General features: G+C 75.5%; 8 protein-coding genes. 4 read left to right on the top strand and 4 right to left on the bottom strand.

Going from position 1 to position 13,883, the window contains the following annotated elements; genetic code table 11:
• Window positions 1-312 precede the first annotated feature (312 nt).
• Window positions 313-3,615 carry an N-acetylmuramoyl-L-alanine amidase gene (locus ACIQVD_RS05045; protein WP_402286115.1) on the top strand — a complete coding sequence of 1,101 codons (3,303 nt, stop codon included), beginning with the start codon at window positions 313-315 and terminating at the stop codon, window positions 3,613-3,615.
• Between the two features lie 59 nt (window positions 3,616-3,674).
• On the opposite strand, the gene ACIQVD_RS05040 is transcribed toward ACIQVD_RS05045, so the two are convergent.
• Window positions 3,675-4,694, bottom strand: a complete 1,020-nt coding sequence (locus ACIQVD_RS05040; protein WP_402286112.1) for a LuxR C-terminal-related transcriptional regulator — start codon at window positions 4,692-4,694, stop codon at window positions 3,675-3,677.
• A gap of 271 nt (window positions 4,695-4,965) precedes the next feature.
• On the opposite strand from ACIQVD_RS05040, the gene ACIQVD_RS05035 reads away from it, so the two are divergent.
• The 3 genes from ACIQVD_RS05035 (at window position 4,966) to ACIQVD_RS05025 (ending at window position 6,554) form a co-directional block, all read left to right on the top strand.
• Entirely contained in the window at window positions 4,966-5,295 is a 330-nt protein-coding gene (locus ACIQVD_RS05035) for a hypothetical protein (protein WP_400682328.1), read from the top strand.
• Window positions 5,296-5,545: 250 nt separating this feature from the next.
• Window positions 5,546-5,827, top strand: a complete 282-nt coding sequence (locus ACIQVD_RS05030) for a hypothetical protein (protein ID WP_400682329.1) — start codon at window positions 5,546-5,548, stop codon at window positions 5,825-5,827.
• A 31-nt stretch (window positions 5,828-5,858) separates the two neighbouring features.
• Window positions 5,859-6,554, top strand: coding sequence for a response regulator transcription factor (locus ACIQVD_RS05025; protein ID WP_100836674.1), 696 nt, complete (start codon window positions 5,859-5,861; stop codon window positions 6,552-6,554).
• 156 nt (window positions 6,555-6,710) lie between these two features.
• Here the strand turns inward: ACIQVD_RS05025 and ACIQVD_RS05020 are convergent, their stop codons facing one another.
• Genes ACIQVD_RS05020 through ACIQVD_RS05010 form a run of 3 tightly spaced genes read right to left on the bottom strand, consistent with a single transcriptional unit; the run spans window position 6,711 to window position 13,883 of the window.
• A complete protein-coding gene (locus ACIQVD_RS05020; RefSeq protein WP_400682333.1) occupies window positions 6,711-8,237 on the bottom strand; it encodes a SagB family peptide dehydrogenase in 1,527 nt (508 codons plus the stop codon).
• A 53-nt stretch (window positions 8,238-8,290) separates the two neighbouring features.
• Complete coding sequence (locus ACIQVD_RS05015) at window positions 8,291-10,612, bottom strand: TOMM precursor leader peptide-binding protein (RefSeq protein WP_400682334.1); 2,322 nt, start codon at window positions 10,610-10,612, stop codon at window positions 8,291-8,293.
• 28 nt (window positions 10,613-10,640) lie between these two features.
• Window positions 10,641-13,883, bottom strand: a complete 3,243-nt coding sequence (locus ACIQVD_RS05010; protein ID WP_402286108.1) for a DUF4135 domain-containing protein — start codon at window positions 13,881-13,883, stop codon at window positions 10,641-10,643.

Here is a 13,883-nt window from a genome sequence, read left to right as displayed (position 1 = left end):
CGGCGCGGCGGGGCCCGGGCCGGGCCGTCGACCGGCGCGACCGGAGCAGGGACCGACGGCCGGAGTGGGCGGATCGGCGACCCGAGCGGGGCCGGATCAGAGGGCCGGAGCAGGTGGCAGGGGGCCGGAGCAGGGACGGAGTGGCCTTCACCGGATCTCCACCGGTGTCGCGCAACCTCCGACCGTCCGGGTGCGTATCGATCGGTGCTAGCGTCAGCGCTCGCCCCGGGGGTGCCTCGTCGTGCGTACCGGGTCCGTTTCCCACCTGAACCGGCCGCCCGCGGCCGGACTCGTCCGGAAGGCGCACTCCTGTTGACTGCCCACCAGGACCCATCGGCCGGTGGCGGGCGGCACCGCCGCTCGCACCGGTTGCGGATACCGCTGGCCCTGACGGCCGCCGCGGTCGTCTCGGCGACCGCGCTGTCCGTGTTCGCCTCGGCCGACGACCGGGCCGCCGCCGCGGCGCCCGGCGAGAAGCTGCGCGGCTCCTTCGCCGCGGCCGCCGGGGAGTTCCACGTCCCGCAGAGCGTGCTGCTGGCGCTGTCGTACCAGCAGAGCCGCTGGGAGCAGCACGGCGGCCAGCCGAGCACCACCGGCAACTACAACGTGATGGGCCTGACCGAGGTCGACCCGGCCGCGGTCGCCCGGGCGCTCGCCCAGGGGCCGGGGGCGGAGGTGGACGGGCGGGGCGACGGCACCGCGCCGGCCGCGAAGGCCGATCCGGTGCCGGTGGAGGACTCCCCCGCGCTGCACACGCTGGCGCGCGCCGCGAAGCTGATCGACCGTCCGGCGGGGCAGTTGAAGTCGGACCCGGCGCAGTCGATCCGCGGTGCGGCGGCGCTGCTGGTGAAGTACCAGAAGGACGCGGGGCGGCCGCTCTCCGGTGACCCCGCCGCCTGGTACGAGTCGGTGGCCCGGTTCAGCGAGGCGAGCGACGACGCGAGCGGCCACGCCTTCGCGGACCGGGTGTACAACACCATCCGGCTCGGCGCGGCCCGGACCACAGCGGACGGCGAGCGGGTCGAACTGCCCGCCGACACCGGGGTGTCGCAGGGATCGGCGAGCACCGCGACCGCGCCGCGCAGCTCCTCCGACGGCCAGGGCTCGCTGCCCGCGCTGCCGGCGACCGCCCCCGCCCCCACCCGGGGCGCGGACAAGGCCGTCCGCGGCAAGGACGCGCCGAAGGCCGCCACCGGCACCGCCGCGGCCTCGCGCGGCTCGGCGCGACCGGCGCTGGCCCCGCTCTCCTCGAACCCCGAGCCGCACCCGATCGAGTGCCCGGCCGCGCTGAACTGCGACTTCCAGGAGGCGGCGTACGACCTGACGAACCCCGCCGACCCGACCTCGTACGGCAACTACACGATCGCGAACCGGCCCGCCGACGGCGACCGGATCCAGTACATCGTGATCCACGACACCGAGGGCGGGTACGCCGGGTCGATCCGGACCTTCCAGGACCCGAAGTCCCAGTCCAGCGCGCACTACATCGTGCGGGCGAGCGACGGCCACGTCACCCAGCTGGTGAACGACAAGAACATCGCCTGGCAGGCCGGCAACAAGACGGTCAACATGCACAGCATCGGCGTCGAGCACGAGGGCTACGCGCTCCCGACCGGCAGCCAGCCCTGGTACTCGGAGCAGCTGTACCAGTCCTCGGCGACCCTGGTGCGCTACCTGGCGGAGAAGTACGGGGTGCCGCTGGACCGCGAGCACGTCATCGGCCACGACGACGTGCCGGGGCCGACCCAGGAGACCATCTCGGGCATGCACTGGGACCCGGGCACCTTCTGGGACTGGAACCACTACATGGACCTGCTCGGCGCGCCGGTGCGGGCCAACGGGGGCGGCGTGCTGCTGCCCGGCGGCAAGGTGACCATCGCCCCGGCCTTCGACGGCAGCAACACCCCGCCGGTGGACGGCGTCCCGGCCCGGCCGGAGAACTTCGTCTACCTGTACACCGGCCCGAACAGCGGCACCCTGGTCAACGGCGGCACCACCCAGGCCGCGGACGTCCGGGCCAAGGCGGTGGCCGGCACCAGCTTCGTGGTGGCCGACCAGCAGGGCGACTGGACGGCGATCTGGTACGGCGGCCAGAAGGCCTGGTTCGCCAACCCGGGCTTCACGGCGGGCGTGGCGGACGACCGGGCCGGCCAGGTGGTGCTGACCGCGAAGCCGGGGGCCGCCTCGATCCCGGTGTACGGGCGCACCTACCCGGAGCTGTCGGCGTACCCGGCGGAGATCAGCACCGCCAACCTGGCGCCGGTGGCGTACAGCGCGACCGTCCCGGCCGGCCAGGGGTACCTGGCGGGCAGCCCGGTGGCGCTGGACAGCGACTTCTTCTACGCGCAGAACATCAACGGCGACGCGCCGAAGGACCGCACCCGGGTGGTCGGCACCGACACCTACTACCCGATCCGGTTCAACCACCGGCTGGCGTACCTGAAGTCCTCCGACGTCCAGGTGGTCGCCAACAACGCGCCCGCGCCCAGCGGTTACACCCCGGCGGGCCCGTACCGGCTGCTGGACACCCGGGACGGCACCGGCGCGGCGAAGGCCAAGGTCGGACCGGCCCGGTCGATCACCCTGCAGGTCGCGGGGGCGGGCCTGGGCGGCGGCCGGAGCGTGCCGAACGACATCACCGCCGTGGTGCTGAACGTGACGGCCACCAACCCGACCGGCCCCAGCTACGTCGCGGTCTACCCCGACGGACAGCCCCGCTCGTCCGCGTCGAACCTCAACTTCACCACCGGGCAGACCATCCCCAACCTGGTCGTCGTCCCGGTCGTCAACGGCAAGGTCGACCTGTACAACAACGACGGCACGGTCGACCTGATCGCCGACATCACCGGCTACTACTCGCCGTCGGGCGCCTCGAAGCTGTCCACCGCCGGCCCGTACCGGCTGCTGGACACCCGCTCCGGCCTGGGCGCCCCGCAGGCCAAGGTCGGCGCGGGCCGGACGGTCACCCTGCAGGTCGCGGGGGCGGACCTGGGCGGCGGCCGGAGCATGCCGAACGACATCACCGCCGTGGTGCTGAACGTGACGGCCACCAACCCGACCAGCCCGAGCTACGTCGCGGTCTACCCGGACGGGCAGCAGCGCACGTCCGCGTCGAACCTCAACTTCACCCCGGGGCAGACCGTCCCCAACCTGGTCGTCGTCCCGGTCGTGAACGGCAGGGTCGACCTGTACAACAACGACGGCACGGTCGACCTGATCGCCGACATCTCCGGGTACTACACCCAGGGCGGCGGCGCGTCCTTCGTCAGCGCGGGCCCGGTCCGGCTGATGGACACCCGCTCCGGCCTGGGCGCCCCGCAGGCCAAGGTCGGCGCGGGCCGGACGGTCGCCCTGCAGGTCGCGGGCCGGGCCGGGGTGCCGTCGGACGCGAAGGCCGTGGTGCTGAACGTGACGGCGACCAACCCGACCAGCTCCAGCTACGTCGCGGTCTACCCGGACGGGCAGCAGCGCACGTCCGCGTCGAACCTCAACTTCACCGCCGGGCAGACCATCCCCAACCTGGTCGTCGTCCCGGTGCTGAACGGCAAGGTCGACCTGTACAACAACGACGGCACGGTCGACCTGATCGCCGACATCACCGGCTACTACCGGTAGTCCGCCGGGCCCGTGCCGGCGGCCCCCGTCCCCTTCCGAGGGGGCGGGGGCCGCTGCCGTCACGCGGGGGCGTCCTCGGCGGCTTCCAGCCAGCCGAGGGCGGCCACCTGGATGCCGGCCTGGAAGCGGCTGCGGGCGTCCATCCGGACCATCAGGTCGGCCATCATCCGGCGGACGGTGCGCAGCGAGACGCCCAGGCGCTGCCCGGCGCGCTCGTCGGTGAGCCCGTCGGCGAGCAGGCGGAGCAGTTCGCGCTCCTGGCCGGTGAGGCCGTGCGGGTCGCGCTGGGGGCTCTTCTCGCCGAGCGGGCGGGCGTGCTCCCAGACCTGGTCGAACAGGGCGCGCAGGGCGGCGACCACGCCGGGGCTCTGGAGCAGGACGGCGCCCTTGCGGGGGTCGTCGGGGTCGATCGGGACGATGGCGGTGGCGTTGTCGACCACGATCATGCGCAGCGGCAGGGTGGGCGTGGTGCGGACGGCGCCGCCGAGGCCGTGCAGCCAGCGGGCGTACTGGACGGTGGCGGGGTCGTTGCGGACGCTGTCCTGGTAGACGGTGCGCATCCGGACGCCGCGTTCCAGGGTCTCCTGGTCGAGGGCGCGGCTGGCCTCCATGACGGGGGCGGGCTGCGGGCCGCCGGGGGCGAAGGAGAGCACCTCGGCGGTGGCGTCGGAGGCCAGTTGGATCAGCCGGTCGCGGACCTGGTCGAGGCTGGAGAGCATCTCGATGCCGCGCTGCCCGTCGGCGCCGGGAGCGTGGATGCTGGCGTACTCGGCGATCAGCCCGGCCATCGCGGCCCGGCTGCGCTCGGCCTCGCGCTGGCGGCGGGCCTCCTCGGCCTCCTGGTGGGCGAGCAGGGCGGCCAGGCCGCGTTCGGGGTTGACGGCGCGCCAGCGGGTGCCGCAGCTGGTGGGGCGGGTGAGGGCGAGGTCGGCGAGCCGGTCGAGGGCGTGGCCGACCTCGGCCTCGGTGGAGTCGAGGTGGCCGGCCAGGCCACCGGTGTCGAGGTCGGGGTGGAGCAGCATGGCGCGGTAGACCGCCTCGCCGAACGGGTCGAGCCCGATCGGGCCGCCGGCGGTCAAGATCCGGTCTTCCGCGTGCCCCGGATCGAGTCCGTCCGCGTGGTTCTGCCCATGTCGACCTCCAGCGCGCCGTGGCGCGCCCCCCGGATTCCTGCTGACCGGGCGTCAGACTAGCGCTGACCGGTCACCGTCGAGAACTGGCTTGCGGAGATTCTGTCGTACAGGTGGGCGAGCCGTGAAGAGCGCCCGGCAACTGTCATATTCGTGCCAGGCGGGGATGTGACACCCGTCGTACCGCGCGGATCGGATGCGGATTTGCCACGCTGGACGGATGTACGCGATCCGCCTGGAGTTGGACCCGCCGCCCGTGTCGGGTCGGTGCGCGGTGTCCGCCGGGGCCGGTCCGGTGCGGGCCGCGCTGCTGCGGCTGCCGCTGGACGGGGCCCGGGTGTGCCACGTCCGGGTGCTGGAGGTCGCGGGCGGGCTGGCGGCGATGTGCTTCCTGACGGCGGCCTCGCTGCTGTCGGCGGAGTGGGCGCTGCGGGCGGGCGCGGCGGCGCTGGTGGGGCCGGACGGGCCGCTGGCGGGCTGGTCGGTGGCGCTCTGCGAGGCGGACCCGTGGATCGCGCTGGGCACGTGGCAGGACAGCGCCCGTAGCTGACGGTACATCAACAACCCGGTGGTGGAGCTGGCACCACAGTGTCACGGCACTGTGGTGACAGCTCCGACTACTGACACGGAGGTGCCACCGGGAGCACTCTCGTTGTTGTCGGCAGGACGACGGAGCGAGGAAGCGGGAGCAGCCCCCGGCGGGGGACGCGGATCGCACCGGGCACCTGACGACGGCTCACACCACACGCCCCGGTGGCAGCCCGGGGCATCAGCCGAACGCGAGAGGATCGGGCACTCCCATGGCGCTGAACATCCGAATTGTCACGATTGCGGTACTTGGTGCGCTGACGGTCGGCGGCGTCGCCACCGCCGCCGAACTGGCCGGCCCGGCTCGACCGGGCGCCGTCGTCACCGCCGACGGGGCGGTCGTCGGCGGTCCGCAGCAGCCCGGGGACGCGGCCGCCCAGAACGCCGTGGTCGGCGGCGGCGTCTCGGACCCGAGCCCGGTCCCGTCCGGCAGCCCGACCCCGACCAGCAGCCCGAGCGGCCCGCAGCAGTCCGGGACCTGGGGCTGGGGCTGATCGGACCGGAGCGGACCGGAGAGGCACGCGGATGACGACCGCACTGGAACGCCCGCTGGTGCAGCGGGCCACGGCCCACCGCTTCCCGGTCCCCGGGATCGCGGCGGCGACGGACTCGACCGGGATCCTGCTGGCCGACGGGCACCACCTGTTCCGCTCCGGCCTGGGGGCCCTGCTGGACCGGGAGGAGGACCTCGCGGTGGTCGCCGAGGCGGCCGGTGGGGAGGAGGCGGTCGCGGCGGCGGCCCGGGTGCGGCCCGCGGTCGCGGTGCTGGGGCTGGACCCGGAGCAGCCGGACGGGCCGGCGCTGGCCCGGCAGGTGCAGCAGGCGGCGCCGGGCGCGGCGGTGCTGCTGCTGGTGCCGGCCCTGCCGCGGACGGCGGAGCTGCGGCGGGCCCTGGTGGAGGGCGCGGCCGGGGTCCTGCTGAAGGACGTGCAGGCGCCCGCGCTGATCGCGGCGGTGCGCGAACTGGCCCGCGGCGGACGGGTGTACGACCCGCGGCTGGTGCTGGACGTGGTGCGCACCGGGCAGGCCGGGCCGCTGAGCCGCCGCGAACTGGCGGTGCTGGGCGAGATCGCCGCGGGCAGCACGGTGCGGGAGGCGGCCGCGGCGCTGTCGCTCTCCCCGGGGACGGTGCGCAACTACGTCTCGGCGGCGATCGCCAAGACCCGGGCCCGCAACCGCTGCGACGCGATCCGGATCGCCCGCGAGTGCGGCTGGCTGTAGGACGGCAGGACAAGAACGCAGGCTCGCCGACGACCCGTCAGATTCCCGCTGACGGGTCGCAGGCGTGCCTGCGTCCGGGTGTCGCGCGCACGGGCGCTGTGCGTCCGGGCGTCGCGCGTGCGGCGTCGCGCGGCCGGGTGCGGCGCGGCGGGCCGGTCAGAAGTTCTCGCCGAAGCCCTCCCCGGCGCGGGCGGCGGCCACCACGTCCGCGAAGCCGTGCGCGGTGCGCGGCACCCCGGCCGGGCGGCTGCCGATCAGGAACTCGCCGACCGAGGACTCCGCGGTCCAGTCCAGGCCGAGCGCCCGGGCGGCGGCGTCGGTGTCGCCGGAGCCGAGTCCGCACGGGGCCAGGCCCATCGCGGTGGCCACCAGGTAGAGGGTCTGGTAGAGCACGCCGACGTGCTTGAGGGTCAGCGCGTAGGCGATCTGGCTGTACTTCCAGGACAGCCGGCCGAACCGGCTGGTGACGGTGAGCAGCACCTGCGGGTCGACGGTGCAGGCGGTGGCGCGCCAGGCGGCGGTGACGAGTTCGTTGAACGCGGCCTCCTCGCCGGGGTGCTGGAACGGGCGGGGGCGCAGCCGGTGGGCGGCGGCGTCGTAGCGGTAGACGCCGGGCTCCAGGCCGACGCACTTGACCACCGAGAGGTAGACCTCCAGTTCGCCGGTGGCGCCGCCGGCCGGGTAGGGGCGCTCGACGCCGTCGTAGCCGTGCGGGTCGGCGGGGTCGCCGGGGATCACCCGGCGGACCCGGGCCACCCGGTAGAGCAGTTCGGCGAGCTGGTCGAGGGTGACCGGGGTGTCGGCGTAGGAGCGCACCGAGCGGCGGCCTTCGAGGACCTCGCTGAGCGCGGGGTCGCGGGCGACCACGGTGTCCCAGTCCGGGACGGGCAGGTCGATGCCCTCGCCCTCCTCGCGGGCGCCGGGGGTGGAGACCGCGGGCAGTTGCGGGACGTCCTGGTGGGCGAAGACGCCGCCGGTGGGGTAGTCGTGCCGGCCGGGACGGCTGCGGGCGTGGAACAGCAGGTCGTGGAAGTCCCAGAGCGGGGCCTCGGAGCCCTGCCCGGCGTCCAGGAAGCCGCCGCCGGCCAGCAGTCCGGCCAGCGCCTCGCCCTCGCCGGGGGACATCCCGGCGAGCAGGGCGGCCTCCTCGGCGGTGCGGGAGGCGCTGAGCGCCGCCACGAAGGCCCCGGCGGCGGCCTGGTGGAGGGTGAGCCGGAACGGCGCCATCGGCGATTCGAGGACGCAGCTCTCGCCGTCCTGGCCCTGGCCGTCGGGCAGCCGGCGCAGGTAGGCGAACCGGGAGAGCACCAACCGGCCGGTGGGGCGGGCGAATCCGGGCAGTGCGGCGGAGCGGGCGATCGGCACGGCGGTGGCCAGCGGGGTGCCGAGCGGGTCGGCGACGGTGGTGGTGACCAGGTACGGGAAGCGTTCGAGCAGCTTCAGCAGCCGGACGTGGTCGAGCGCCAGCAGGTCGAGGTCGGCGTCGGAGCGGGTCAGGTCGAGCAGGGCGGCGACGGTGCGTTCGCCGAGCGCGTGGACGCGCTGGCGGCCCCAGGGGTGGGCGAGTTCGACGTCGGCGCCCTGGGCGGTGACCTCGACCTCGGGGCGCAGCCGGAGCAGGCGGCGCAGCGGGCGGTGGCCCCCGGTGGCGGGGGCGGGCGGCAGGTGTTCGATGACGGTCATGGGGACCTCCCCGGATGGGCGGGGCAGCCGGGCCCGGCTGCCCCGCGCGTCGGTCAGATGAAGATGGGGATCGGGTTGAGCTCGCTCTCCGGGGTCGGGGTGTCCAGCCAGCCGAGCCGGACCGGGACGTCGTAGAGCCGGCCGGGTGCGAACCTGGCCCAGAAGTGCCGCATGCCGGGGACGATCACCCGGGCGACGGGCAGCCCCACGTCGGGGCGGGTCTGGTCGGCGACCAGGAACTCCATGCCGCGGTCCTCGACGATCCGCTGGACGAGCGCCAGGTCGTCGGCCAGGTCGGCCCCGGCGAGCGGGAGCCAGCTGGCGGGGGTGGAGCGCGGGGCGTGCGGGTCGGGCAGCAGGTAGGGCTGGTTGGCGACGGTGGCGGTGGTCCACCAGGCCTTCTGCTCGGGGTCGGCGCCCGCGTAGCTGACCCGGCCGTGCTCGTCCCCGGCGACCGGGCCGAGGAACTGGTTCATCTCGGTCAGGGCGCGGGTGAGCGCGATGTGCGGGTCGAGGTGGGCGCCGAACGCGATCAGCACGTCCTCGTTGGTGCCCGAGCCGGGCGCGGCGTCGGTGCGCCGGGAGAACGCGCCCACCACCGGGATGCCGAAGTCGGCGGTCAGGTCGAGCGCCCAGACCTCCCGGCGCAGGCCGCGGTAGACCTCGCGGAGCTGGTCGACGTACGGGTCGCCGAAGGAGTCCAGGTCGACGGCCGGGCGCTGGACCCGGTTGTACCACCACAGCGCGACCGCGTCCCGCTCGACGAGTTCCAGGAAGCCCTGGAGCACGGCGTCCTCGAAGGAGGTGCCGGCCGCGCAGCCGTTGGAGTCGCCCGCGGCGTAGAACCGGCCGCTGTGCCGGTAGCCGTAGTACATCGCCTGGGTGGGCAGCCAGCGGTGCCGCTGCTCGGTGAGCGACCAGGCCGGGGACCACTCGATCGGGTCGTCCGCGCGGAACGGCACCGGGACGACGTTGAACATCGACTGCTTGACGTTCCAGCGGTCGCGCTCGGCGTACTGCCGGTCGGAGTAGAGCAGGGTGCGGGCGGGGTGGATCGCGGCGTCGCCGAGTTCGGCGAAGGTCGCGGTGCGGCGGGCCTCGTCGCCCTGGAAGACGCCGGAGAAGCGCTCCATGGCCTCGCCGAGCGCGGAGGCCCGGGCCTGCACGTCGGTGCGGCCCTTGCCGCAGCTGACCGAGCGCAGGCCGGTGCGCAGCTGCTTGAGGTCGCCGCTCTGCCGGGACAGGTTCTGCCCGGAGACGTAGACCCGCAGGCCGGTGGGGGTGCGGGCGGCGGGGACCAGGGTGGTGACCACGCCGGTGATCGGGCTGAGCTGGGGGCGGTACTTCTCCAGCATGTCCTCGGGCGAGGCGGAGCGGTGGCCGCCGTCGGCGGTGAACGCCTTGGGGCGGGACTCGAAGGCGACGGGGGCGAGTTGGCGGCGCTCCATGATCGCGTCGTCGCCGCAGGACGGGCACTGCGGGCGGCGCACCAGGACGTGCTTCTCGCTCTCCAGCAGCACGGTGTCCAGGGTGGTGACGGCGGGCTGCGGCGGGCGGGCGCCGGCCAGCCACTTGGCGGTCTCCAGGGCGGCGAGCTGGGTGCCGAGCGCCAGGGTGGCGGGCAGGTGGGCGCCGGCGGTGGAGATCGGCTGGTCCTGGCCGAGGCGGTGCTGGAGGTAGCTGAGCGACTGCCGGTTGGCGGAGAGCCGGTGCGCCAGGCACTCCCAGCAGCCGGAGCCGCCGGCGTCCTCGGGGCCTTCGGTGTTCTCGGTGTTCCCGGTGTTCCCGGCGCCTTCGGTGCCCGGGGCGTCCGGGCTGAACACCGGGCCGACCCAGACGATCGAGCCGACCGGGCGGGCCAGCAGCCAGGGGCGGCCGTCGGCGAGGGCCCGCCGGTTGCGCTCGGCCAGGCCGGGGTGCAGGTAGTCCTCGGTGAGCGCGACGGTGAACGCGGCGTCCTGGTCGACGGTGACGCCGGCCGCGGCCAGCGCGGCCAGGAACGGCGCGGCGTCCAGCTCGCCGTACACCTCGACCCGGACGGTGGCGCCGCGCAGCGCGGCCATCGCGGTGTCGCCGTCCTGCCCGGCCATCTCGAAGAAGGCCGCGCCGGGGCGGTCGGTGGCCGGGTCGGCGGCGGTCACCCAGCCGCCGGCCCGGAGCTTGTCGACGCCCGCGCGCAGCTTGTCGGCCGGGACGACGCCGTCCAGGGCGGCGCCGATCTGCTCGGCGGTGCGGGTGCCGTCCAGCAGCGGGGCGAGGGCCTGGGCGAGCCTGCCGTCGACCACCGAGACGCCGCGCTCGGAGACCAGGTAGACGGCCTCGCCGTCGACCACGTACGGGGTGAAGTGGCGTTTGAAGCCGATGAGTTCGGACATGGCGGGTACTCCTCGAAGCGGCGCGCGGTCAGCGCAGGGTGGCGAGCGGGGCGGCGGAGGCGTCGTGCAGGCGCAGCAGCAGCAGGCCGACGGCGACGGTGCCGTCCAGCGCGCCGAGGTTGACGGCGTCGTGCGCGGCCCGGTCCGGGAACCAGGTGCCGTGCAGGCGGTGGCGGGTGAGCAGTTCGCGGACCATCAGGGCGGCGGCCTCGCGGCCGTCGTAGAACGGGCCGGGCAGCAGCGCCTCGACGTCCTCCGGCAGCGTGTGGACCAGGCCCGCCTCGGCGGCGGTGAGCGCCTCGGTGGCGGCGGAGAGCAGGGCGCGGCCGGTGAGGGCCGCGAGTTCGGGGCCGGTAACGGGCGGGGCGAGCGCGCCCAGGTCGGCCTGGTCGACGGCGTCGGCGCCGAGCGAGACGGCGGTGTCCAGGCAGGCGAGGCGTCCGGAGCGGGTGCCGGTGGCGAAGCGGTGCGCGTGCAGCCGGGCCCGCAGGTCCTCGGGGTCGGTGAGCAGCGCGGGGGCTTCGGCGAGGGTGCGGGCGAGCGCGGCGGCGATCGAGTCGGCGCCGCCGGGGACGAGCTCCAGGAAGTCGAACGCGGTGTGCTCGTCGGCGAGCCGGTCGATCGCTCCGGCCGCCAGCAGCCGGATGCCCTGGTCGGTGTCGGGGTGGCTGCCGCCCGCCCGGCGCAGCCGCAGCAGGTTGAGCAGCAGGCCCGCGCTGCCGAGCGGCACGTCGGCGTGCGGGACCTTCGTCGGGCGGCCGGGCCGGTTGGAGGCGGACTCGGCGACCGACAGCGCGCCGGGCACCAGGGCCTGGGCGGCGGTGAGGAAGTCGGCCTCGCCGAGCAGCAGCCCGCCCCGGGCCAGGCCGTGGATGATCGCGCCGGGGCCGAAGAAGCCGCCGGGGACGGGCGCACCGGAGGCCAGCCGGGAGTCGCCGGCGAACGCGAAGGCCATCGGCTCCTTCGGGTCGATCAGCGCGGCGGCCTCGGCGAGCAGGCCGTGCGCGGCCCGGTGGAAGCGCGGTTCGCCGGTGGCGGACCAGAGTTCGGCGAGCAGCAGGGCGATGCCGAGGGTGCCGGAGGTCAGGTCGGGGCCGAGCGCCTCGACCTGGCGCAGGCCGGTGCCCGGGTACCAGCTCTGGCCGAGCCAGCCGGTGGGGCGCCGGTCGGCGAGGACGCGGTCGCCGAGTGCCGTGGCGGCGGACAGCAGTTCGCCGGGGCTGGGCGGCTGGGCCGCGCGCAGCGGCCGGGCGGGCACCGCCGGGGGCCGCTCGGTGCCGGCCCGGGCGGCGTCCGCGCAGCCGGAGAGCACCGCGACGTGGCCCTCCAGGTCGAAGCCGTCGAGTTCGGCGACCCGCAGCTGGAGGCGCTGCCAGCCGGTGGACTGGAAGTGGCCGGGGATCTCCCGGCCGTCGGCGGTGAACACCGAGGAGGAGGAGGTCAGCGAGCGGAAGAACGGGATGTCGAAGGAGCGGAAGGAGTCGAGCTCGGCGAGCACCACCTCCAGCAGGTCGCCCCGGGCCGCGTCGCCCGCGCGGGCGGTGACGGCGCCGCGCAGCGCCCCGGCGATGACGGTCTCCCGGGTCGCGCCGTCGTCCAGCGCGAACGGGCTGGTGGAGGCCCGCAGGATCTTGTAGCCGTCCCAGGTGTGGCGCCAGATGTAGCGCACCCAGATGCCCCGGAACCCGCTCAGCGGCCCTTCGGGGTCGGCGAGTTCGCCGCGCAGCCGGTGCAGGGCGGCGTGCATCTCGCGGTAGCCGTCGACCACCTCGTCGGTGTACTGCCACGGGTCGGCGGGCTGCCCGTCGTGCACCGGGCGGTAGGCGGGCAGCGGCAGGGCGGGCACGCCGGGGGCGCTCTCCAGGCTGCCGACCCGGGACAGGCAGCCGATGTCGAGGGCGTCGGTGCGTCCGGCCGGGGTCCACGCCTGGAAGGCCATCGCGGTGCGCACCACGGTGGTCTCCAGCTCGTCCAGCAGGCCGTGCTGTCCGGCGGTCAGCACCGGCGGGGCCTGGACGCGCGGGTAGAGCAGGCACTCCAGGTCGATCAGGACGGGGTGCTCGCCGTCGGCCAGCAGGTTGTCCGCCCACAGGTCGCGGCCCTCCAGCAGCTGCACCAGCCGGATGGTCATGCCCAGGCGGCGGTAGAACCGGGCGAAGCCCGCGCGGTCGGCGCAGGGGCGGGACGGGACCAGCTCCTCCCAGCCGTAGTCGCCGGAGCAGTCGGTGCTGAGCGAGGCGCCGTGGCCGTCGTCGCCCCGGTCGGAGCGGATCAGCACGGTGCGCAGCGGCAGGTCGAGGGAGAGCTCCCGGTTGAGCCGTTCGACCAGGCCGAGGAAGGCGGTGGCGTGCCGCATGTCCTTGGGCTTGTAGACCACGCCCGCGCCGCTCTCGAAGCGCAGCAGCGCCACCGAGCGGCCCTGGGCGTGCCGGTCGCCGGCGTCGCCGTGCACGGAGTCCAGCGCGCCCGGGTCGGTGCCGCCCCACATCTCGGCCACCAGGCCGGCCCGGTCGGCGGAGAGCCGGGCGAACATCTCGGTGTACATCTCCTGCCACTGCCGGCAGACCGTGCCGATCAGGTGGGCCAGCGCGGGCAGCCGCTCCAGCCGGGCCAGCCAGCCCGCGGCGGAGGCGTCCGGGCCGCCCTCGGCGTCCCAGCTGGTGGCGCGGGGGCGGCCGGTGGCGAGCTGGAACTCCTGGCAGAGCGTCAGGTTGGCGGCCTCGACCAGCCGTCCGGTCAGGGTGCCGACCACGTCGGCGCGACCCTTCGCGGTGACCGGGACGCCCAGCACGGAGCCGTCCCCGGCGGGCAGCAGGGCGTCGGCGGCGGCCCGGAAGCCGGCCGTGACCGCGCCCGGTCCGGTGGCGGGCGCCTCGCTCTGGGCGCGCAGGAACACCGCCAGCGCGTGGGCCCAGGAGGGCAGCGCGGCCGGGTCGGTCAGCCGGACCCGGCGCAGGCCCTCGCCGAGCGGGCGGCCGGTCTCGGCGAGGTGGTCGAGCAGCACCCCGGCGGAGCGCTGGTCGCCGGCGGCGCGGCGCAGCCAGGTCTCGACGGCGGCGGCGCGGCTGCGCCGGTCCTCGGCCGGGTCGGGGGTGAACAGGGCCTGCCCGTCGTCGCGGGCGGCGGCGCGTTCCTCGAAACTCGCCGCGGCGGCGATCACGGCGTGCAGCCGCTCGTCGGCGCCGGGCAGGCCGGGCAGCAGGGCGGCGGTCGGGGCCGCGTGGCCCGGGGTCCCGGGGGTGCGGAGCCAGGTCTGAACGTCGAGCGACAT

It is taken from the genome of Kitasatospora sp. NPDC090308, assembly GCF_044769485.1.
GTDB classification, from domain to species: Bacteria; Actinomycetota; Actinomycetes; order Streptomycetales; family Streptomycetaceae; genus Kitasatospora; species Kitasatospora fiedleri.
Note: the sequence above shows the minus strand (reverse complement) of the source record. Positions and strands in the feature narration are given on the sequence as shown.